Raw genomic sequence first — 17658 nt, 5'->3', positions numbered from 1 at the left:
GTCCTATTCTCGTTTCTTGGGTCCCTACGCCGAGCCGTCTTCCGCTACGGCTTCGCATGGCCGAGCACCCGGGCAAAGGTCATCTGGACGGGGGGTGGTGGCCCCAGACCCGTGAGTTGGCCGTGGAACTGGCGGATCTGGTCGACCACTTCCCGGCGCAGTCCGGCCGGGTTGTCCGCGCGTTGGTTTCGCCGCCCGACTGGGACTCCACGCCGCGCACCATTCCGGTCACGGGTCGCTACGTGAAGGTCGGCGCATTCCCTCGCGACGATACCCACCTCGTCCTGCTTAAGACGTCGGACAGGCGCACGCTCTACGTCCTGGTTGTTCCGCCCGGGTTCTCTCCTGACCAAGGCGACGAAGCGCTCCGGGCGTCGGCCGAGGCCGGGAATGACCACACGGCCACCGAAGTCCTCCACGAGGTGGCCGGCCACCCGGACCTCGATCCTGGCGGACACTGGAGCGACGACGGCGGTTCATGGTGGGGCCCAGAGGCGGGTAAGCCTTCGACGCGAATGGGTGCGTGACCGTGGGCTACCTGATGCTCTATGGGAGCGGCTGGACCCAACGCTGGGCAATCGCCCCGGGGACGGAGGATCACATCCGAACCCAGATAGCCCAGATCGGTACCCCCGCCACAGGGCAGCTGACCGTGGTCGATCCCGGTTCTGATTCCGAAGTCACACTGTGGGTGGCGTGGGCGCTGGTCGCCGCCGCCGTCGTGCTCGACGGAGCGCCCCGATCGATCGACGACGGGTCCTCAGGGCAATACGCCTGACGACAACGCCCATCGCACGCGAACCCGAAGGTCCAACTATGAAGTTCGTCATCGAAACGAATCTGGCAACCAAGCCCGCGTGGTGGCTGCTCGCCGACGACAACCGGGTCGTCGCCTGGGCTGGGCGGACCTACCCCAGCCTCGCCTACGCGGATCAGGCAGCCCATGACTTCCGCGTGAACGCCGACGACCCCGACTACCGGGTCCACGCCAAGACCAGTGGTCGTTGGCAGTGGACCGCCTGGCGACCGGAGGGGATCCGAGTCGCAGTTTCGGGAGACTGGTTCACCAGCGAAGCTGCTGCCCGCGCCGCGGCCCGACGAGTGCAGCAACAGGCCTGCACCGCCATAGGCCCATGACCATGGGCGGCATCGTGCTACGTGTCCGGCTCGTCGGCGGTGACAGCATGGATGTCACCTACGAACACCCCGATGCGGCAAGCGACGCCGAAGTGATTGACCACGTCGTCGCCACGCTGTCGAACGACTCGGGCGTCCTACGCTGCAGACACGGCGATCGGCTACTGGTGTTGTACGCGCGGGGGATTTCAGCGTTGGAAGTAGCGCCACGGGGCGCGGTCCTGTGAACTGCTCATCCTCCAGCGAGCGGCACGACGCTGCTCTCGCGTAACCCCCATTCGGATTAGGTGGCTCGGCAGCCGGGAGCGCGTTAGGAGAGCAGGGTAGGTTGGAGTTAATCACCTGCCAGGCCGGACTCGCCGAGTCCGCGAGGGCAGATCGGAAGGTGGACGTCATGACGACGTCACCGACAGTTTCCCTCTCATCGCAGACGCCGCGCGAGCGCGTTGCGCTGCGACTCCGCCTCGACACCAGCTTCCAATCCGGCCCGCTTGACGGGGCCTGGTGGCCCCAGTCCCGTGATCTTCAAGTCGAAGCCGCGGACCTCGTGGATCACTTCCCCGATCTGATCGGCCGGATCGAGCGTCTGCTGTTCTCCCGACCCGACTGGGACGCGGTCAGCGGCGCCCCGAGCATGCGCCGGATCCATGCCGCCCGCGGCACGGTCAAGGTGGGCTCCTTCCCGAGCGACGACACCCACGTGATGATCGTGAAGATGATTTCAGGGCAACGGATACGGCTGTTGGTCGTCCCCAGCGATACCGAGCCCGGCCTCGCATCGAGGGTCATGCAGCAGGCAGCTGACGATCGCAATATTGAGGCGCCCAGCACGCTCCTCGGGTTGTCCGGACCGGACCAGAGCCACATCGGGGACGCCGTCTGGGACGACCATGCGGGCAGCCACGCATAAGGGCTGAATTTGTCACCGACTGGCGGGATCCACCTCTGCTGGCCCGTCCCGACCAATGCGGGGAGTCAAAGGCGGCGGAGCTGATCGACGGTCAGGACCCGATTGACGACGCTTTGGGCAACGGTCTTGACGGGTTGATTGATTGCGGCGGCTGTAGTCACGCATCAGCTTGAAGGCCTGGCCCACGTCGATGCCGGCGCTTGCCAACAGGACGCCCTTGGCCTGCTCGACCAGGATGCGACTGTTGAGTGCGGTCTGCAGCTTGTTCGGCGTGAGCCCGGACTGGCGAACGGCACGCTCCTGCAGAGAGTGACGCGCACAGGTCCCGCTCCGCGCGCTCGGGGCCGAGGGGACGGACCCGGGGCCCACCCTTTGACTGCTTTGGACAGCCCCGACAAGTGCCGTTTCCTCAGCGCGGCGATGACCGTGTGGCGACGTAGTTGGTCCAGCGTGCGCCGGCGGCCGCGTTCCAGCGCTCGGCGGTGTTGATGTGGACTCCGAGGAGATCGGCGAGGACGAGACTGGGCAGTTCGGCACCGAGCTGCAGCAGTGCGGTGTTGCGTGCCGCGCGGGGTTCGATCCCGAGCTTCCGCAGGCGCGTGGACATAGTGGTCGGGCTCATCGGGTGACCGGGGCTGCGTCCGGGGAAGAGCCAGCGATCACCCTCGGCGAGGTTGCCGGCGATCCCGGCTGGCGCCTGTTCGGGAAGTCGTTGGATCAGCTCGCTCAGCGGCGGCGGGAGGAGGACATGATCCTCCCCGAGCCGGAGCCGGACGTCGTGGTCGTCGACCTGGATGTTCGCGCGAGTCAGCCGGGTGATGCGGGCGGCGGGTTGGGCGTAGAGGAGCAGCAGGAGGGCCGCCACTCGGTCGCGCGCGTCCACGGTGTCGTCGACGAGGAGGCGGCGGGCGATGGCCCACCGTCGGTCGTCGCCTACGAAGCTGACCGGGTCGCCGGCCGGCGGGTAGGAGGCGTCGAGTTCGGCAAGAAGTCCTCGCGCCTTTGCCCAGCGCACGAAGCCGGGCAGCCGCCTTCGCGCCTGCGGTCGGATGGTTAACCAGGTATCCAGGTCACCTTGGGTGGCCAGGGCAAGCGGTCTGTTCTGTTCGCGGAGCCAGCCCAGGAACCGCGCGGCTTCGGCGGTCTGCTCGCGGACCCGGTGCGCTGCGAACTGCGTGGGCTGCCCTTGTTCGGCCCTGCGCCGCAGCCGATGCAGCAGCCACCAGGTGGCATAGGTGCGCAGCGGCTGCTGGTCCTCCGGGTGGGCCGACTCAACCAGTTCCTGGAGTGCTACTTCGAGTCGGGCGAGGTGGCGGTCGCGCGCCGGCAGCGCGCCGCATGTGACCAGCATTTGGCGCAGGTGCTCGACGGCAAACGCTCGCCCTCGCCTGGTACCGGCGGCCGAGTCCAACGTCGCATGGGCTAGGGCCCGCTCGCCGTTCGCCATCGCGGTGAGTACATCGACGGCGGGACTGCGGCGGAGCCAGTCCAAAGCGGTTCGGGGGTTGTCGACGGCGAGGATCGCGTCGTGCAACGGGATGAGGAGCTCGGGGATCCGCCCTGACGGGCCGGTCAACAGTTCGGCGAGTCTGCGAACAAGCTGACAGCGGAAGCAGATCGGGGAGCGGTCAACGGTGGTGGTCCGGCACCGGTCCTCGACCCCGCAGACGCCGCACACCAGAACCGGTGCCTGGTGGCAGCTGCCACACAGGTCCGGCCGGCCGTTGCGGCCCCGGAGCGCGATACGACGGATACGCCCGCAGCCACCGCACTCACGCTCGGGTTGGCGGTAACAGCCAGGACAGCGTGGTTCCCCGTCGCGACGCGACGCGATGGGTCTGGTTTCCCCGCATCCCGCGCAGACCGCGCCTGGCGGGATGTAGCACGAAACGCACAGCGCCTCGCCGCCCTCGGTGCGGGCGTTGACCGGTCGGCGTCGGCCGCACCCGGCGCAGTCCTCCCAGGCGCTGGTGTCGCGGCGCGCACACCCCGAGCACGCCGCGCTGCCGTCGCTATAGCGTCGATCCACCGGTTTGACGCGGCCGCACGTTCTGCACGGTTCGGCGCGAGCGCGGTTATCGCAACTGGCGCATCGGGCTTGACCGTCGACTGTTCGGCCATAGACCGGCTTGGTGCGACCGCAGTCGACGCACTCGGCGGTGTGGTTGCGCCGCCAGCAGCGGCCGCAGATCCGCGCATCGGGTCCACGCGTGTGCAACAGCTCGACGGCGCGCCCGCACCCGGCGCAGCGAAGGACCACCAGCACCTGCGAACCGGCCTCGACCAAGGCGAGGATCAACGCGCCGACCACCTTCGGTGGACGCGAGTGACCGGCCGTCAACGCTTCGGGATGCTCAACCAGATAGCCGGCCAGCCGCGCACGCGCTCCGGGCGTCGTGGCGACCCGTTTCACGGTCTCATGCACCAGCGGGACCGTGATTGCCGCGTCGGTGGCGGTGACGACGGCCACGATGGCGTCGAGCCGGTCTTGTTGACGCCGGGCCGCCTTTGAGGGTGGCTGGGTCACTTGTCGGGGACGATCTTCGCCCGGGTCGGGCGCGTCGCCTTCCCAGCGGCGGACAGTTGGCCGGAGTCCTTGCTGCCGGCGGCGCGGCGGGTCCGTTTCGCGTCCGCGACGACGACCGGCTCCACGAGGTCATCCGGGGTGCAGCCCAGGGCGTCGCACAGCGCAGCGAGCACGTACAGGTTCAGACGCTCCGGGGTGCCCGTGACCAGCCGGTAGACCTGGGCTGCGGACAGCTCGATGCCGCGTTCGGCCAGGAGCGGCGCCAGGTCTGTGGTGGAGAACAACCCGCGGGTGGCCATCAGCTGGCGCAGGTGCCAGCGGTAGTCGACCTCACGAACTCGACTCATCCCGACTCCGCTTCCGGCTCGGAGCTCTGAGCGAATGCGGGTCCCAGCGCCGCGGCAAGTGCCCGGTTCTTGTAGTCGCTGCTCACCCCGGTGTACATGGCGGTGGTCGCTCCCCACGCGTGGCCGACCTGCTGCTGGACGAAGAAGGGGTCGAAGCCGTCCTCGATCAGGTGTGTCACATACGAGTGGCGCAGGCAGTGTGGATGCAACTCGGTCGGTAGGCCGAGCGCGTCCCGATACTCCCGGAACCGCACATTGACATAGTCGGTCGACACCCGGCCCCCGCGCTCTGTGGGCCACAGCATCGGCCGCTGGCCCACCCCATACAGAGGCCGCACTTCCTCGACGTACTCGGCCAGCACGTCCACCGACCAGCCCATCACCGTCAGCACCGACCGGCGCCGCGGCGGGGAGCCCTTCATCGCCTTGCCGTAGCGCACTGAGCAGATCCCGTACGCGCCGAACTGCGCAGCCGCGGAGTTGGTGTGGAAGTCGGTGACGTCCAGCATCACCGCCTCGCGGCGGCGCAGCCCGAACGCGTAGATCGTCTTGAACAACGCCGCGTCCCGGAACGCCGCGGTCCACCCCTTCCGTCCCAGGCGCTGCGCCCGATCCACCTGGGCGTCGGCGTGGTCGAAGAACACCTGCAGCTCCTCGCGGGTGAACGGCCGCACCGTCGGGCGTCCCTCGTGGTCGGCCAAGTGGGACGCGGTGTTCCACTCGTGACAGATCTGCACCGGGTGAGTGCCGAACCGCTCCAGGCACTCCTTCGCCCACTCATACCGCGGGTCAACCAGGTAGTCGCAGAACATGGCGATCGTGTTCTGGTAGTTCCGCAGCGTCGAGTGCGCCCGCGCGCCACCCCGGCGCAGCGACACCGTCCACTCCTCCACATCGGCCGGCTGCCAGCGCCACGGATACTCCCCGGTGAACGCCGCGAACCGGCGAACCGTGGCCACCCGCGACTCGACCGTCCCCACCGCCAGCAGCCGGGCCGCCTGCTGCGCCGCCCAACCCCGCAGCATCGCCTCGAACGCCGCCTCCTCCGGATGCAGATGCACCACCGAGGACGACAACACCGACCTCGCCGACCCGTCCGGACCACGCCCCGAGTGACCCGCCACATCCGCCTCCTACGCCGTCGAACCCGATGAACGGATCATTCATCAGATGCAAGTGGCGGCGCAACCATGCAGGTCAGCGTATCGCGAACGTCCTCAACCACCGACGCGACAGGATGGCAAGGAACCGCAGATCACAGCCCTGCAAGGCAGAGCGAAGTCCGTGAATGCATCATCCGATGCAATATTTCGGGCTTGTGGATCACCGAGCCGTGGTCCTTGTTGAAGTGCTCGGCGATCGCCGGCAGGGACAGTCCGACCTCGCGGGCGGCGGTCATGGCCACGGCGCGGGCGTCGCTGACCGGGCGGCTGCGCTCGGCGCTCAGGATCGCCTCCGGGGTGGTGCCGAACATCGGCGCCGCGGCGTTGATGGCCAGCTCGCACACCGCTGCCGGGCCGGTTGCCGGTGCCGCCGGCAGGGTCTGGTCGACCTGGACAGCGAGGACGGCCACGAGTGACCGGAGCTGGTCGGCGTCCAGCGGCGCGACCAGGTCGGCGACCTGGTCATGCTGCCCGCGGCCGGCGGCATCGAGGATGAGGCCAGCCAGCTGGCGGCCGCCCTGATCGAGGTCCATGACCGTCCTCCCGCCTACCGTGCCGGGGACCCGACGACTGGCGACGCCTGGCGGGGCATCTGGCCCCGTCCCTGTTCGGCCATCCGCCGGCGGGCGTTGTCGGTGATGTCGCTGGCGATCCCGGCCGACTGCCGGGCGTTGGCCGCGGCGTGGTCGACGACGTTCTCGAGCAGGCGCACGTCCTCGTCGGCGCGGCCGAGCTCCTTGCCGGCGGTGGCGATGCTTCGCTCGAGAGTGACCGGCTCCAGCAGCGACGGCGGAGTCACCTGCTGTGCCGCCAGCTGCGCGCTGTCGACGTGATGGGCGGTCAGGCGCGCCATCGGCTTGGCCAGGTCGATCATCTCGCCCACCACGGCGAGGCGCGGCTTGAGCTGCGCGACCTCACTGGCGCTCTCGGGATCGGAGGTGTCTGCGTCCTGGAGGAGGTCATGGGCGTCCGCGATCGCCTGGGATGCCCGCTCCAAGTGGCCGGTGAGCTCGTCGGCGAGCTCGGCGTTGTCGCTGCAGCGCCGCTGCAGGCGGCTCAGGTGCTCGCCGGCGGCCTCGAGGTAGTAGTCACCGCGGTCGCTGAGCCGGGCCTTGGCCGAGTCGAGCTCGGCGTCATCGAGCACTCGGAGCGCGGAGTTGATCGTGGTGTGCAGCTCGTCGACGACCCGGCGGGCACGTCCCACGGCCTGCTCGGCCATGAAGACGGCGTCGGCGGCCTGCAGCGCGGTGTCGGTCCTCATGCAGACTCACCGCCTCCCGCTTTGGGTGGGGGCGTTCTGCTCGATGCGGGCAGGACGTCGCGGAGACGGTCGAGTGCGGCCAGCGCCTGCTCGAGGTGCTCGCGGGCCTCCTGAACCGGGTCACGGTCGGGTGCGCCGGCAGGGGATTCGGTTGGCGTGCTCACGGGCAGCTCCTTGGTTGACCGGGGTCATCTCTCAGTCACCAAAGGAAGGTCGCCCCGCGCGGGCGATCACCGAGCGCGAGAAATCTCGCCGCGAACAGTCAGGGCTGGTCCCAGGGCATCGACTCCTGCCCGTCGTCGACGCCTTGGCTGACTATGTGCGCGGTGGCGTTGCGGGCGGCGTTGAGGTGCTTGTGGAGGTCGACCGCCAGGCCGCGGGCCTCCTCCAGGTGGAGCCGCGCGACGCCGATCGCCATGGCGGGGTCGGACTCGTCGGTCATCGCATCCATGCTGAGCACCTGGTCGGCCAGTGCCCGCTCGAGAGTGCTCGACAGCTGCGAGAACGCCTGGGGGAGCGCGGCCGCGAGGTCGGCGAACTCCGCGAGCTCATCCGAGGTCTCGGCCGGGATCTGGTGACGCTCCCACATCGTGGCGCGGTTGAAGCCGTAGACGTGTTCACGGGCCGCCGTCGCGTGCCCGCTCGCCTCGAGCTCGTCGTTGTCGTCCACCAGGGCGCCCCTTCCTGCCGTCTCGTTGCGTTGAGTCTCGCGGATCTCGGCGGCGTACGCGCGGACGCTGCCTGCGGGCTGTGGATATCCGCCGGGGTTCCCTCATTCGGTTCCGGGCGGGAGATGATCGGCCATGGACGACCAGACGGCGTTGATCGCGCGACGCGTGGCCATGGCAGCGCCGCCTGGTTCAACGCTCCGGCCGACGTCGAGGCCTACCGTCGGCTCGCAGCCGCGGTGGGGGAGTGGAACGCCTACAGCGCACCGCAGCTGGAGAACGTCGACGTTGACGAGCTGCTCGACGACCTCGCGGACGTCGCGCCCCCGATGCCGCTGGGCGAGGGCGTTGCCGACCTTGAGGCCGTCCTGCGGCGGCAGGCGCGCCGGCAGCTTTAGCGGCGAGTGGTGCCGCGGCCGGGATCGGAGGCCGGCGGCAGTTCACGCCGTCGGCGCCCGGTAGTCAGCTGGTCGGGGTCCGCGGGTGCGCCGGCCAGGGTCTCCCGGATGTAGCGGTCGAAGCCGGGCATCGTGAATCGCACCTCGCCGCGGCCGGCGGGCTCGATGATCCCCTTGTCGATCAGCCGTTCGCGGGGAACGCCCAGGGCCTGCGTGGATCGGCCGAGCTGCTCGGCGATCTCAGCCCTCGTCACCGTGGGCGTGCCGACCTGCGCCATCACGGCCATGATCTGCCGCTCCAGGTCGGTCGCGGCCGCCCACCGGGCGGCGTACATGGAGGTCAGCTGGTCGTCGGCCAGTGGCAGGCCGGCCTGGACTTCGCCGACGTCGAGCAGGTCACCAGTTCCCGAAGGCTTGGCCACCTCCCACGTCGCGTGGGCGAGGACCTGCAGCAGATACGGGAACCCCTGGGCCTCGGCCGCGATCGCCTGCAGCCCGGCGGGTGTCCAGGTCACGCCCAGCTCGCCGGCCGGCCCGGCCACCGCGGCGGCCGCGGCGGACGGCTCGAGTCGGGGCAAGGTGAGGAAGGTGCTGCGCTCCCCGAAGGTGGCTGCGTTGACCAGGACTCCCGGAGTCGAGGGCAGGCCCGCGCCGATGATGGCCAGTGGGTTGTCCTCGCGCCGCCCAGCCAGGTTCTGCATCGCATTGAGCAGGACCGCGAGGTCATCACGGGCGGCCGCGTGCATCTCGTCGACGAAGACCACGAGGCCAGCGCCACCACGTGCGCGGACCTGGGAACTGGTCTCGTGCAGCAGGTCCTCCATCGCCGAGATCTGCGCCCCGCGGGGATGCGCGTCCGCCCCGGAATGGTCGGCGGCCGCGGTCGCACTCAACTTCACTCCGCTCGGCAGCCCGAACTCCAGGCCGATGCTCTCCAGGCGGAGCTTCCAGGAGCTCTTCTCAGCCCGGGGCAGGATGTCCGCGGTATCGATCGCCTTCCCGACCCGGCTGACCAGGTCGGGGAGGAAGGGTGCGTTGCGGCGGCAGGCCACCCACGCGGTGATGAAGCCGTGCTCCTCGGCGTCACGCTGTGCCTCGCGCAGCAGCGACGTCTTCCCCACGCCACGCGGGCCCTGGAACACCAGCAGGGGGCCGCCCATCTCGCCGTAGGTGCCGATCCGGCTCAGGTAGCCTCGGATCCGGTCCTGCTGCTGCTCGCGGCCGGCCAACACACGCGGGAGCTCGCCCGGGGCGTAGGGGTTGGGCAGCATCAGCGGTCTCCCATACATTCTGTTACACATCGGCCTTGTGTAACGAAGTGTATGCGGCGCGGGGGATCACCGGCCGACGTCGATGGTGCGTGTCTGCGGTGCCCCAGCAGCGCCCGGCATGCGCGCCCCCAGCCGGCGACGGGCGGCCTCGTCAGGGCCCTCCACAGCCGGGCCGACCTCGCCGACGGCGCGACCAGATAGGTGGGTGTCCGGCTGGGCCACCTCACCGAGAGTCTCGGCCAGGTCCTCAATGTCGGCTTCCAGGACCCGCCCGAGGAGGTCGGCGATGCTCGCAGGAGAGCCATCGCACGCGGCCACCAGGGCGTCGGCCAACTGGTCGAGGGCGGCGTTGCCGCGGGCGGTGAAGGTGACGACGCCGGGGACCGGGTTCTCGGCCGGGGAAGTGTTCATGGGTCCACCTCGCTTTCTGGTCCCCTACGTGCGCGGGGGATTGGTAAGCGATCAGCCCCAACGGCGATCCGAAGAAATCCGGGAGAGTCACTCCGTGGGGCTGGTCGTGCGTCGCCAGCAGGGCAGGTCGCCGACACGAGGGTCGGACCGAGGCTAGGCGACATCGCGCCCCCACTCCTTCGTCGTGCGCCAAGTTCTGCCCGACGGCGCGAATCGGTGCCCTCGCTGGCGCGGCATGCGGTTCAGCGGTGCCGTGTCGTCGGTCCGGGGCCGGGCGGACTGACCAGTCCTCCGATGATGGATCACCGCTAGTGTTCGTCGGCGATGACGTCCGGAATCGACCCCAATGCGTTGAGAGCAGCTCGCGAGGAAGCGGGGTTGACTCAGCATGAACTGGCGCACCTGGTGGGGGCCGCTGGAGGTGAGCGCATCTCTCGCTGGGAGCTAGGTATCTCAACCCCGCGCCCGGACTTCCTGGTCAGACTCGCGAAGGCCCTCGACATCCCGGCAATACGGCTAGTTCACCTCGATGGTGATGTCCCCGATCTCCGAGCGCTGCGCCTGCAGGCAGGGCTCACCGTTGCCGATCTCGTCACGTCCGTGAACGTGGCTGTGCCGACGTATTACGCCTGGGAGCAAGGGCGCTGGACCCGGCTCCCTGCGCCACAGTCGCTCGAAGCGCTTGCCCGGACGCTCGGGGAGTCGGTCGAAGTTGTTATCGCAGCCTTCCGCGAGGCGCAGCGACACCGCCGGCGCGACGAAACACCCTCAGTCCGGCCGAGTTTGTAAGTGCAAGCGGGTTCGACCGATATCCACAGGCGACAAATTCGTGGCGGGAGACCGGACGATTTTGTGGTCCCATGGACTCCGGATCGTTCGGAGGCGTTGATGCTCGGTCCCATCGGGGGATTGAGCCGCGCGACCCTCTGGTCAGGACTGGCGATGGCATCTCGAAATCGGTCATCTGTGGATAGCGAGAACCCCGATAGAAATGCACTAGTGTCGTCCTGTCAAGTTGAGCTCGTACTGATCGCTCCGGGCCCGTCTTGACACGTAGGTGATCGAGACACGAGAGGACTCGGGATCCATGTCGCAGAACACCGCTCAAGGGCTGTCAGTCGAAGCATCGACCAAGAGTCGGCCCATGCCTGACCTCAACCACACTCCGCGGCCACGACTCAGGCGGCGCCGCAGACCATGGGTGTTCGCACTCTGCGCGGCGCTTGTCGCTGCAGGAGCGCTGGGTACCGCCTTCGCGTTCACATCGGTCAACGACACGCAGGACGTGCTCGTGGTCAGCCGCGACGTCAAGCGCGGCGAGGCCATCGAGGCCGGGGACCTCGCCGTCGTGCGGGTGAGCGTCGATCCGGCGCTGACCCCGGTCGCCGGCAGTCAGAAGGCCGAACTCGAGGGCAGCCGCGCTGCGGTTGACCTGTGGGCCGGCACCCTGCTCACCAAGGAGGCCGTCACCGACAGTCTGGTGCCGGGGGAGGGGGAATCCCTTGTGGGCATCAGCCTCACGCCGGGCCAGATGCCCTCGGAGCAGCTCTACAGCGGCGACGTCGTCCGGATCGTCACCACTCCCGGTGATCAGGGCGAGGTCACCGAGAAGGACCCGGTCACTGTCGAGGCAGTCGTCGTTGGTGTTAGCCGAGTGGAGGAGACCGGGGAGACCGTAGTCGACGTCTCGGTGCCCGAGGCCGATGCCGCCGACCTGGCTGCGCGTGCCGCCACCGGACGTGTCGCGCTCGTCCTGGACGCCCGGGAGCGTTGACGCATGGCGTTGATCGTCCTGGCCTCCGCGAGCGGTTCGCCCGGCGTCTCGACCACGGCGCTCGGGCTCACCCTCAACTGGCATCGACCGGTGCTCCTGGTCGACGCAGACCCGACCGGCTCGTCCTCGGTCTTCGCCGGCTACTTCCACGGCACCCAGGAGCCGACCGGCGGGCTGATCAACCTCGCCCTCTCCCTGCGCGAGGGAACGCTGGCCGACGCCCTGCCGCGCGAGACGCTGCTGCTGGACCCCGAGGCCCCGGCCGAGCGGTCGGCGTGGTTCCTGCCCGGTATCCGGGCTCACGAGCAGGCGCCCAGCCTGCTGCCGCTGTGGGATCCGCTCACCGAACAGCTGCGTGCGCTGGAGCGCAACGGCCAAGACGTCATCGTCGACGCCGGCCGGCTCGGCCTCGCCGGCTGGCCCCAGCCGCTCATTGCCGCCTCCGACCTGACCCTGCTGGTCACCCGCAGCTCGCTGCCGGCCTTGGCCGGCGCCACCAGCTGGGCCAAGACCCTGCGGACGCAGTTTGCTGGAGTCGGTGGCCTGTCTCGACTCGGGGTCCTCCTCGTCGACGAGGAGCGACGCTGGCCCGCGATGCCGACCGGCGCCCGAGTCCGGCCCTACACCGCCCGCCACATCGCGAAGGCCCTGCAGGTCCCCGTCGTCGCGTCGGTGGAGTGGGATCCCGATGTGGCCGAGGTCTACTCCCACGGCGCGCGCAAGCCGCGCAAGTTCGAGTCCTCTGGGCTGCTGCGCGGCTACCGGGCCAGCGCCGCGGCCATCGAGTCCGTCCTCGGCGCCAACAGGGCCGCCCTCGCTCCCACGAACGGAGGCCATACATGAGCACCAACGGACACCACCCGGACGCCAACGGTCGCGACCCGCTGCGCGCCGACGAGTGGCTCGAGGCACGTCACGCCGCGAGCCGGGGACAGACCTCGCCCTTCGCCCGCGGCCGCACCAATGGCACCCCGCCGCCCCCGCCCCCGGTCGTTGAGGACCACGACCCGACCTCGCTGCCGATCTTCGCCGGCGCCTGGACCAGCGAGCAGGAGCTGCCGGGCCGCGCACGCTCGGAGTTCAGCCTGCGCCCGCTCGTGGGGCCTGCGCCGGAGGAGCACCACAGCCACGGCTCGGACGGCCGGGTCGAGCTGGACTGGGAGATGGTGGCGCAGTACCGCGCGGAGATCTCCTCGCGGCTGACCGCACGGCTCGACAAGGAAGGCGGCCGGGTCACCGAAGAGGACCGCGAGCAGATGGGGCTCGACGTCATCGAGGAGCTCATCAAGTCCGAGGCCGAGGCGCTGGTCTCCACCGGCCGGCCCCCGTGGACCAAGGACCAGGAGAAGGCGCTCAAGTCCGCCCTCCACGCCGCCCTGTTCGGTCTGGGCCGCCTCCAGCCCCTGGTCGAGCGCGAGGACGTCGAGAACATCATCGTCATCGCCCGCGGCCCGGTTTGCTCGGTGTGGCTGGAGCTGGTCGACGGCACCCTGGTCGAGGCCGACCCGATCGCCGATTCCGAAGACGAGCTGCGCGAGTTCCTCGCCGACCTCGGTGCTCGACAGAACCGGCCCTTCACCGAGGCCCGTCCGCACCTGGACCTCCGGCTGCCCGGGGGAGCGCGACTCGCGGCCGGCGCCTGGGTGATGGCCTACACCTCGGTCGTGATCCGCCGGCACGGCATGCGCGAGGTGTCGATGGACGAGATGGTCTACGACCGCAAGGCGTGCAGCCCGGTCCTGGCCGATTTCCTCGCGGCCTGCGTGCGCGCAGGCAAGAGCATCGTCGTCTCCGGCGTCCAGGGCTCGGGCAAGACCACCTGGGTCCGCGCCCTGTGCTCGTGCATCCCGCCCTGGGAAATGATCGGCACCTTCGAGACCGAGTTCGAGCTGCACCTGCACGAGCTGGTCGACCGGCACAAGATCGTCCACGCCTGGGAACACCGCCCCGGATCCGGCGAGGTCGGCATCGACGGCCGCCAGGCCGGCGAGTTCAGCCTCGAAGAGGCCATCCACCACTCCTTCCGGTTCAACCTCGCCCGCCAGATCGTCGGCGAGGTCCGCGGCCCGGAGGTCTGGAACATGCTCAAGGCCATGGAGTCCGGCCCCGGGTCGATCAGCACCACCCACGCCCGCAGCGCCGAGCACACCATCGAGAAACTCGTCTCCTGCGCCATGGAGAAGGGCCCCCAGGTCACCCGCGAGCTGGCGATCAGCAAGCTGGCCGCTGCGATCGACATCGTGATGTACCTGCGCTCCGAGGTCGTCCCCAACGACGACGGGACCTTCCGCAAGCAGCGCTGGGTCGAGGAGGTCCTGGTCGTCCAGCCGAGCATCGACGCAGCCCGCGGGTACGCCACCACCCCGATCTTCGCGCCCAACCAGCTCGGCCAGGCCGTCGCGACCGGCAAGCTCGACAACTTCCTCGCCCAGGAACTAGCACGCCACGGCTTCGACCTCGAGGCGTACACGGCCGAGTCCCAGGCCAACCCGGGGGTGGCCACCTCATGAGCACAGCGTTCCTGCCCGCCGTCTTCGGCGCCCTGATCCTCATCGGCCTGATAGGCATGGTCTACGCGATGATCCCGGCGCCACCCAAGCAGCCGAAGCCGGCCCGGACCACCACCCCGTTCGGACGGCTGGGGAACTGGTTCGTCCGGCTCGACCGTCGTACCCGGATGCTCATGCTCGGCGGCGCCGTGGCCGGCCTTCTGGTCGCGCTGGTGACCGGGTGGGTGATCGCGATCGTCCTCGTCCCGGCCGCGATCGTGGGCCTCCCGCTGCTACTGACGCCGCCGCCGGCCGCCGCCAGCATCGAGAAGCTCGAAGCGCTCGAGGAGTGGACCCGGTCCCTGTCCGGCAAGCTGACCGCCGGACAGTCCCTGCGCTCGGCGCTCATCAAGTCGCTGCAGTCGACACCTGAGGCGATCCAGCGCGAGGTCGGGCTGATGGTTTCCCGCCTGTGGAACAACACCTCCTCCACCGAGGACGTCTTGCGCGCCTTCGCCGAGGACCTCAACGACTCCACCGGCGACGTCGTGGCCAGCCAGCTGATCCTCGCCGCCAGCGGCCGCGGACAGGCCGGACTGTCGAAGGCACTGGACGCCCTCGCCGAGACCGTCGCCGCCGACGTCCGCGCCCGACGCCAGATCGCCGCCGACCAGGCCAAGCCCCGCACCACCGCCCGCACCGTCACCGTCATCACCCTCGGCGTGCTCGGCATCCTCGCCTTCACCGGCGACTACATCGAGCCCTACGGCACCCCACTGGGCCAGGTCGTCCTCGCCGTCCTGCTCACCGCCTACGTGGCCACCCTGCTCTGGATGCGCCGGATGGCCGTCGCCAAGCCGCTTCCGCGCTTCCTCGACCTCCAGGCCCGAAACGCCCACCGCGCCGCCCAGCGCAGAGCACCGGCGGAGAAGGAAGGGGTACTGGCATGACCGGCCTGCAGCTCGCGCTCGCCAGCGGCACCCTCCTCGGTCTGGCCCTCGCCGTGCTCGTGTGGCGCCTCGCGCCCTCCGACCCCGACCTGGTCGACGCGCTGGACCGGCTCTCGCCCGACCGCGTCGTGCCCCGCCGCGGCACCCCCGGCCTCGACGACACGGGCGCCGACAGCGGCTCGGCCGTGGACCGGATCGGCCTGTGGGCGATGAAGAACCTCCCCGGCGGTGCGTGGGCACACACGCCCCGCAAGGACCTGGCCATCCTGCAGATCAGTGAGACCCGGTTCTATGGTGAGAAGGTCGTCTGGGCTCTGCTCGGCCTCGTCATGCCGCCGCTGCTGGCCGCGTTCTTCACCCTCATCGGGCTGCCACTGCCATTCGCGATCCCCACCCTCGGCTCAGTGGCCCTGGCTGCCCTGTTCTGGTTCATGCCCAACTACAACGCCGCCGATGACGCCAAGAGGGCCCGCATCGAGTTCAACCGGGCACTCGGCGCCTACATCGACATGGTCGCCACCGGTGTCCGTGACGGATCCAGCGGGCAGCAGGCGCTGCGTTCGGCGGCCGAGGTCGGCGACAAGTGGGTGTTCAAGCGGATCGAGAGCGAGCTGCGCCGCGCCCGTTACATGACCCGCGCACCGTGGGACTCCCTGCACGGGCTGGCCGACGAGCTGGGCGTCCCCGAGCTCGACGACCTCGCCGACATCATGCAGCAGTCCGGCCAGGACGGAGCCCAGATCTACAACAACCTCCGGGCCCGCGCCGCCGCGCTCCGCTCGGCGATGCTCAGCGCCGAGCTCGGCAAGGCCAACGCCGCCTCCGAGCGCATGTACATCCCGGCCAGCCTCCTCGGCATCGTCTTCATGGCGATCCTCGTCGCCCCATCGATGCTCCGCTTCGCCACCTGACCGACCTAACACCCACCCCCCTAAGGATCCCCTAGACCGCACCCAAACAACCAAGGAAGGAAGACTGAACCGCACTGGGTCTGATGGAGGCTCTGGTCATTTGATTTCAACCAGGGCCTGGGTTCCCTGCTGGGTAGCGTAGAACCTTTCTTCGAACTCGGTCGGCGGGAGGTCGCTGAGGTAGCCGTGTAGCCGCTGGTGGTTGTGCCAGTGCACCCAGCCGAGGGTGGCGAGCTCGACGTCGTCGATGGCGCGCCACGGCCCCGGACGCGCCGGACCGCGGATGAGCTCGGCCTTGTAGTAGCCGTTCACGGTCTCGGCCAAGGCGTTGTCGTAGCTGTCCCCGACGGTCCCGATCGATGGGACGGCGCCGATCTCGGCGAGCCGCTCGCCGTAGCGCAGACTCGTGAATTGACTGCCGGCGTCGCTGTGACACCGCAGGCCCTCGAGCTGCGTGCCGCGGGACCAGCGGGCCATCTCGATCGCGTCGAGCACCATCTCGGTGCGCATGTGGCTGGCGACTCGCCACCCCACGATCATCCGACTGAAGGCGTCGACGATGAAGCACACGTAGGCGATCCCGGCGAACGTCGGCACGAACGTCAGGTCGGTGACCCACAGTTCATTCGGCCTTGTCGCGGTGAAGTTCCGCTTCACCAGGTCCGGGTGCCGTGCAGCCTTGTCATCCGGCCTGGTCGTCCGCACCCGTTTCGTGCGGACGACGCCTTCGATGCCTTCGGCGCGCATCAGCCGGGCGACCTGGTCACGGCCGACGTCGTGTCCGGCACGCCTGGCGGCCTTCCACAGTTTCCTCGCGCCGTAGACCCGGTAGTTCGCCTCCCACAGCTCGCGCAGCGCCGGTCTGAGCTCAGCATCACGTTGCGCGCGTGCGGATGGCTCGCGGGACCGGGCGGCGTAGTAGGTGCTCGGAGCCACCTGCAGCCCCGCCTTGGACAGCGTGGTGCAGATGGACTCGACTCCGAGCTTCTTGCCCTCGACGACCTCGTCGCGGTTGGCGTCGATGAAAGCGACTACTACTTGTGTTGGCGGTCGAGCTCCGCCCCGAAGAAAGAGGCCGCTCGCTTGAGAATCTCGTTGGCTCGCTTGAGCTCGCGGTTCTCCTGCTCCAGCTCGCGGATTCGCTTGGCCTCCGCTGTGGTCACGCCCGGCACGTGGCCGTCGTCGATGTCGGCCTGCTTGACCCACTGACGCACCGATTCCACGCCGTAACCCAACTGGGTCGCGACCCGCTGGACCGTCCCGTGCTCGGTTCCCAACTCTGCTCGCAGCGTGCGGACCATCCGGACCGCCGCTGCCTTCTCCTCCGGGGAGTAGCGCCGCGTCTGCGGCTTCCCGGGCACCTGCTCCTTGGGCATGTGCTCATCCTCGTTTCCAAGGTCACGAGCCTCCAAGAAACCCAGTGCGGTTCAAGCCGCCTGCG

22 protein-coding genes are annotated in these 17658 nt (G+C 69.3%); 12 read left to right on the top strand and 10 right to left on the bottom strand.

Features of this window, described 5'->3' with window-relative positions; all coding sequences use genetic code 11:
* The first annotated feature begins 56 nt into the window (after positions 1-56).
* From FIV44_RS04220 to FIV44_RS04200, 5 genes are all read left to right on the top strand, one after another.
* Complete coding sequence (locus tag FIV44_RS04220; RefSeq protein ID WP_141003381.1) at positions 57-527, top strand: DUF5994 family protein; 471 nt, start codon at positions 57-59, stop codon at positions 525-527.
* Positions 524-778, top strand: coding sequence for a hypothetical protein (locus FIV44_RS04215; protein WP_141003380.1), 255 nt, complete (start codon positions 524-526; stop codon positions 776-778). Before FIV44_RS04220 ends, FIV44_RS04215 begins: the two co-directional genes overlap by 4 nt.
* A 38-nt stretch (positions 779-816) precedes the next feature.
* Positions 817-1137, top strand: a complete 321-nt coding sequence (locus FIV44_RS04210; protein WP_141003379.1) for a hypothetical protein — start codon at positions 817-819, stop codon at positions 1135-1137.
* A gap of 2 nt (positions 1138-1139) precedes the next feature.
* The gene (locus tag FIV44_RS04205) at positions 1140-1364 is read left to right on the top strand and encodes a hypothetical protein (RefSeq protein WP_141003378.1); all 225 of its coding nucleotides are present in this window, start codon (positions 1140-1142) and stop codon (positions 1362-1364) included.
* A 167-nt stretch (positions 1365-1531) separates the two neighbouring features.
* Positions 1532-2047, top strand: coding sequence for a DUF5994 family protein (locus FIV44_RS04200; protein ID WP_141003377.1), 516 nt, complete (start codon positions 1532-1534; stop codon positions 2045-2047).
* 12 nt (positions 2048-2059) lie between these two features.
* Here FIV44_RS04200 and FIV44_RS33870 read toward each other — a convergent pair whose 3' ends face one another.
* The 7 genes from FIV44_RS33870 to FIV44_RS04170 form a co-directional block, all read right to left on the bottom strand.
* The gene (locus FIV44_RS33870; RefSeq protein WP_219996286.1) at positions 2060-2416 is read right to left on the bottom strand and encodes an ANTAR domain-containing protein; all 357 of its coding nucleotides are present in this window, start codon (positions 2414-2416) and stop codon (positions 2060-2062) included.
* A gap of 40 nt (positions 2417-2456) precedes the next feature.
* Positions 2457-4574, bottom strand: a complete 2118-nt coding sequence (locus FIV44_RS31075) for a hypothetical protein (RefSeq protein ID WP_219996285.1) — start codon at positions 4572-4574, stop codon at positions 2457-2459.
* Complete coding sequence (locus FIV44_RS04190; protein ID WP_141003375.1) at positions 4571-4921, bottom strand: helix-turn-helix domain-containing protein; 351 nt, start codon at positions 4919-4921, stop codon at positions 4571-4573. Before FIV44_RS04190 ends, FIV44_RS31075 begins: the two co-directional genes overlap by 4 nt.
* Complete coding sequence (locus FIV44_RS04185) at positions 4918-6000, bottom strand: tyrosine-type recombinase/integrase (protein WP_246086800.1); 1083 nt, start codon at positions 5998-6000, stop codon at positions 4918-4920. Before FIV44_RS04185 ends, FIV44_RS04190 begins: the two co-directional genes overlap by 4 nt.
* 176 nt (positions 6001-6176) lie before the next feature.
* Entirely contained in the window at positions 6177-6617 is a 441-nt protein-coding gene (locus FIV44_RS04180) for a helix-turn-helix domain-containing protein (RefSeq protein WP_141003374.1), read from the bottom strand.
* Between the two features lie 14 nt (positions 6618-6631).
* Positions 6632-7345 carry a hypothetical protein gene (locus tag FIV44_RS04175; protein WP_109691892.1) on the bottom strand — a complete coding sequence of 238 codons (714 nt, stop codon included), beginning with the start codon at positions 7343-7345 and terminating at the stop codon, positions 6632-6634.
* Positions 7346-7607: 262 nt separating this feature from the next.
* Positions 7608-8015 carry a hypothetical protein gene (locus tag FIV44_RS04170; RefSeq protein ID WP_109691891.1) on the bottom strand — a complete coding sequence of 136 codons (408 nt, stop codon included), beginning with the start codon at positions 8013-8015 and terminating at the stop codon, positions 7608-7610.
* A 30-nt stretch (positions 8016-8045) separates the two neighbouring features.
* On the opposite strand from FIV44_RS04170, the gene FIV44_RS04165 reads away from it, so the two are divergent.
* Positions 8046-8411, top strand: a complete 366-nt coding sequence (locus FIV44_RS04165) for a hypothetical protein (protein WP_141003373.1) — start codon at positions 8046-8048, stop codon at positions 8409-8411.
* Here the strand turns inward: FIV44_RS04165 and FIV44_RS04160 are convergent.
* Positions 8408-9682 (bottom strand): AAA family ATPase, encoded by a 1275-nt coding sequence (locus FIV44_RS04160; protein WP_158282897.1) that lies wholly within the window; start codon positions 9680-9682, stop codon positions 8408-8410. The two genes, FIV44_RS04165 and FIV44_RS04160, sit on opposite strands and share 4 nt — an antisense overlap.
* Positions 9683-9748: 66 nt before the next feature.
* Positions 9749-10093 carry a hypothetical protein gene (locus FIV44_RS04155; RefSeq protein ID WP_109691888.1) on the bottom strand — a complete coding sequence of 115 codons (345 nt, stop codon included), beginning with the start codon at positions 10091-10093 and terminating at the stop codon, positions 9749-9751.
* A gap of 324 nt (positions 10094-10417) precedes the next feature.
* Here FIV44_RS04155 and FIV44_RS33865 point away from each other — a divergent pair, with 324 nt between their 5' ends.
* The 6 genes from FIV44_RS33865 (at position 10418) to FIV44_RS04125 (ending at position 16217) form a co-directional block, all read left to right on the top strand.
* The gene (locus FIV44_RS33865; RefSeq protein WP_109691887.1) at positions 10418-10882 is read left to right on the top strand and encodes a helix-turn-helix transcriptional regulator; all 465 of its coding nucleotides are present in this window, start codon (positions 10418-10420) and stop codon (positions 10880-10882) included.
* A 355-nt stretch (positions 10883-11237) separates the two neighbouring features.
* Positions 11238-11867: an SAF domain-containing protein gene (locus FIV44_RS04145; protein ID WP_109691886.1), complete on the top strand. Its 630-nt coding sequence runs from the start codon at positions 11238-11240 to the stop codon at positions 11865-11867.
* Between the two features lie 3 nt (positions 11868-11870).
* Positions 11871-12710, top strand: coding sequence for a MinD/ParA family ATP-binding protein (locus tag FIV44_RS04140; protein WP_109691885.1), 840 nt, complete (start codon positions 11871-11873; stop codon positions 12708-12710).
* On the top strand, positions 12707-14377 hold the full coding sequence (locus FIV44_RS04135) for a TadA family conjugal transfer-associated ATPase (RefSeq protein ID WP_109691884.1): 1671 nt from the start codon (positions 12707-12709) through the stop codon (positions 14375-14377). Before FIV44_RS04140 ends, FIV44_RS04135 begins: the two co-directional genes overlap by 4 nt.
* Positions 14374-15306, top strand: a complete 933-nt coding sequence (locus FIV44_RS04130) for a type II secretion system F family protein (protein WP_109691883.1) — start codon at positions 14374-14376, stop codon at positions 15304-15306. Before FIV44_RS04135 ends, FIV44_RS04130 begins: the two co-directional genes overlap by 4 nt.
* Positions 15303-16217 (top strand): type II secretion system F family protein, encoded by a 915-nt coding sequence (locus tag FIV44_RS04125; RefSeq protein WP_109691882.1) that lies wholly within the window; start codon positions 15303-15305, stop codon positions 16215-16217. The genes FIV44_RS04130 and FIV44_RS04125 overlap by 4 nt, the downstream gene beginning before the upstream one ends.
* 96 nt (positions 16218-16313) lie before the next feature.
* Here FIV44_RS04125 and FIV44_RS04120 read toward each other — a convergent pair.
* A protein-coding gene (locus FIV44_RS04120; RefSeq protein WP_141003217.1) for an IS3 family transposase occupies positions 16314-17593 on the bottom strand; the annotation gives its coding sequence in 2 pieces (ribosomal slippage) (positions 16314-17290 and positions 17290-17593; 1281 coding nt in all).
* Positions 17594-17658 lie beyond the last annotated feature (65 nt).

Origin of the sequence: Nocardioides humi, assembly GCF_006494775.1 — a bacterium.
GTDB classification, from domain to species: domain Bacteria; phylum Actinomycetota; class Actinomycetes; order Propionibacteriales; family Nocardioidaceae; genus Nocardioides; species Nocardioides humi.
This window is presented reverse-complemented; position numbering and strand designations above follow the sequence as displayed.

Excerpts from the sequence above, each read along its gene's own strand:
- FIV44_RS04220 (WP_141003381.1), top strand. The coding sequence starts at position 57 with ATGGCCGAGCACCCGGGCAAAGGTCATCTGGACGGGGGGTGGTGGCCC.
- FIV44_RS04210 (WP_141003379.1), top strand. The coding sequence starts at position 817 with ATGAAGTTCGTCATCGAAACGAATCTGGCAACCAAGCCCGCGTGGTGG.
- FIV44_RS04205 (WP_141003378.1), top strand. The coding sequence starts at position 1,140 with ATGGGCGGCATCGTGCTACGTGTCCGGCTCGTCGGCGGTGACAGCATG.
- FIV44_RS04200 (WP_141003377.1), top strand. The coding sequence starts at position 1,532 with ATGACGACGTCACCGACAGTTTCCCTCTCATCGCAGACGCCGCGCGAG.
- FIV44_RS04190 (WP_141003375.1), bottom strand. The coding sequence starts at position 4,921 with ATGAGTCGAGTTCGTGAGGTCGACTACCGCTGGCACCTGCGCCAGCTG.
- FIV44_RS04180 (WP_141003374.1), bottom strand. The coding sequence starts at position 6,617 with ATGGACCTCGATCAGGGCGGCCGCCAGCTGGCTGGCCTCATCCTCGAT.
- FIV44_RS04175 (WP_109691892.1), bottom strand. The coding sequence starts at position 7,345 with ATGAGGACCGACACCGCGCTGCAGGCCGCCGACGCCGTCTTCATGGCC.
- FIV44_RS04160 (WP_158282897.1), bottom strand. The coding sequence starts at position 9,682 with ATGCTGCCCAACCCCTACGCCCCGGGCGAGCTCCCGCGTGTGTTGGCC.
- FIV44_RS04155 (WP_109691888.1), bottom strand. The coding sequence starts at position 10,093 with ATGAACACTTCCCCGGCCGAGAACCCGGTCCCCGGCGTCGTCACCTTC.
- FIV44_RS33865 (WP_109691887.1), top strand. The coding sequence starts at position 10,418 with ATGACGTCCGGAATCGACCCCAATGCGTTGAGAGCAGCTCGCGAGGAA.
- FIV44_RS04145 (WP_109691886.1), top strand. The coding sequence starts at position 11,238 with ATGCCTGACCTCAACCACACTCCGCGGCCACGACTCAGGCGGCGCCGC.
- FIV44_RS04140 (WP_109691885.1), top strand. The coding sequence starts at position 11,871 with ATGGCGTTGATCGTCCTGGCCTCCGCGAGCGGTTCGCCCGGCGTCTCG.
- FIV44_RS04135 (WP_109691884.1), top strand. The coding sequence starts at position 12,707 with ATGAGCACCAACGGACACCACCCGGACGCCAACGGTCGCGACCCGCTG.
- FIV44_RS04130 (WP_109691883.1), top strand. The coding sequence starts at position 14,374 with ATGAGCACAGCGTTCCTGCCCGCCGTCTTCGGCGCCCTGATCCTCATC.
- FIV44_RS04125 (WP_109691882.1), top strand. The coding sequence starts at position 15,303 with ATGACCGGCCTGCAGCTCGCGCTCGCCAGCGGCACCCTCCTCGGTCTG.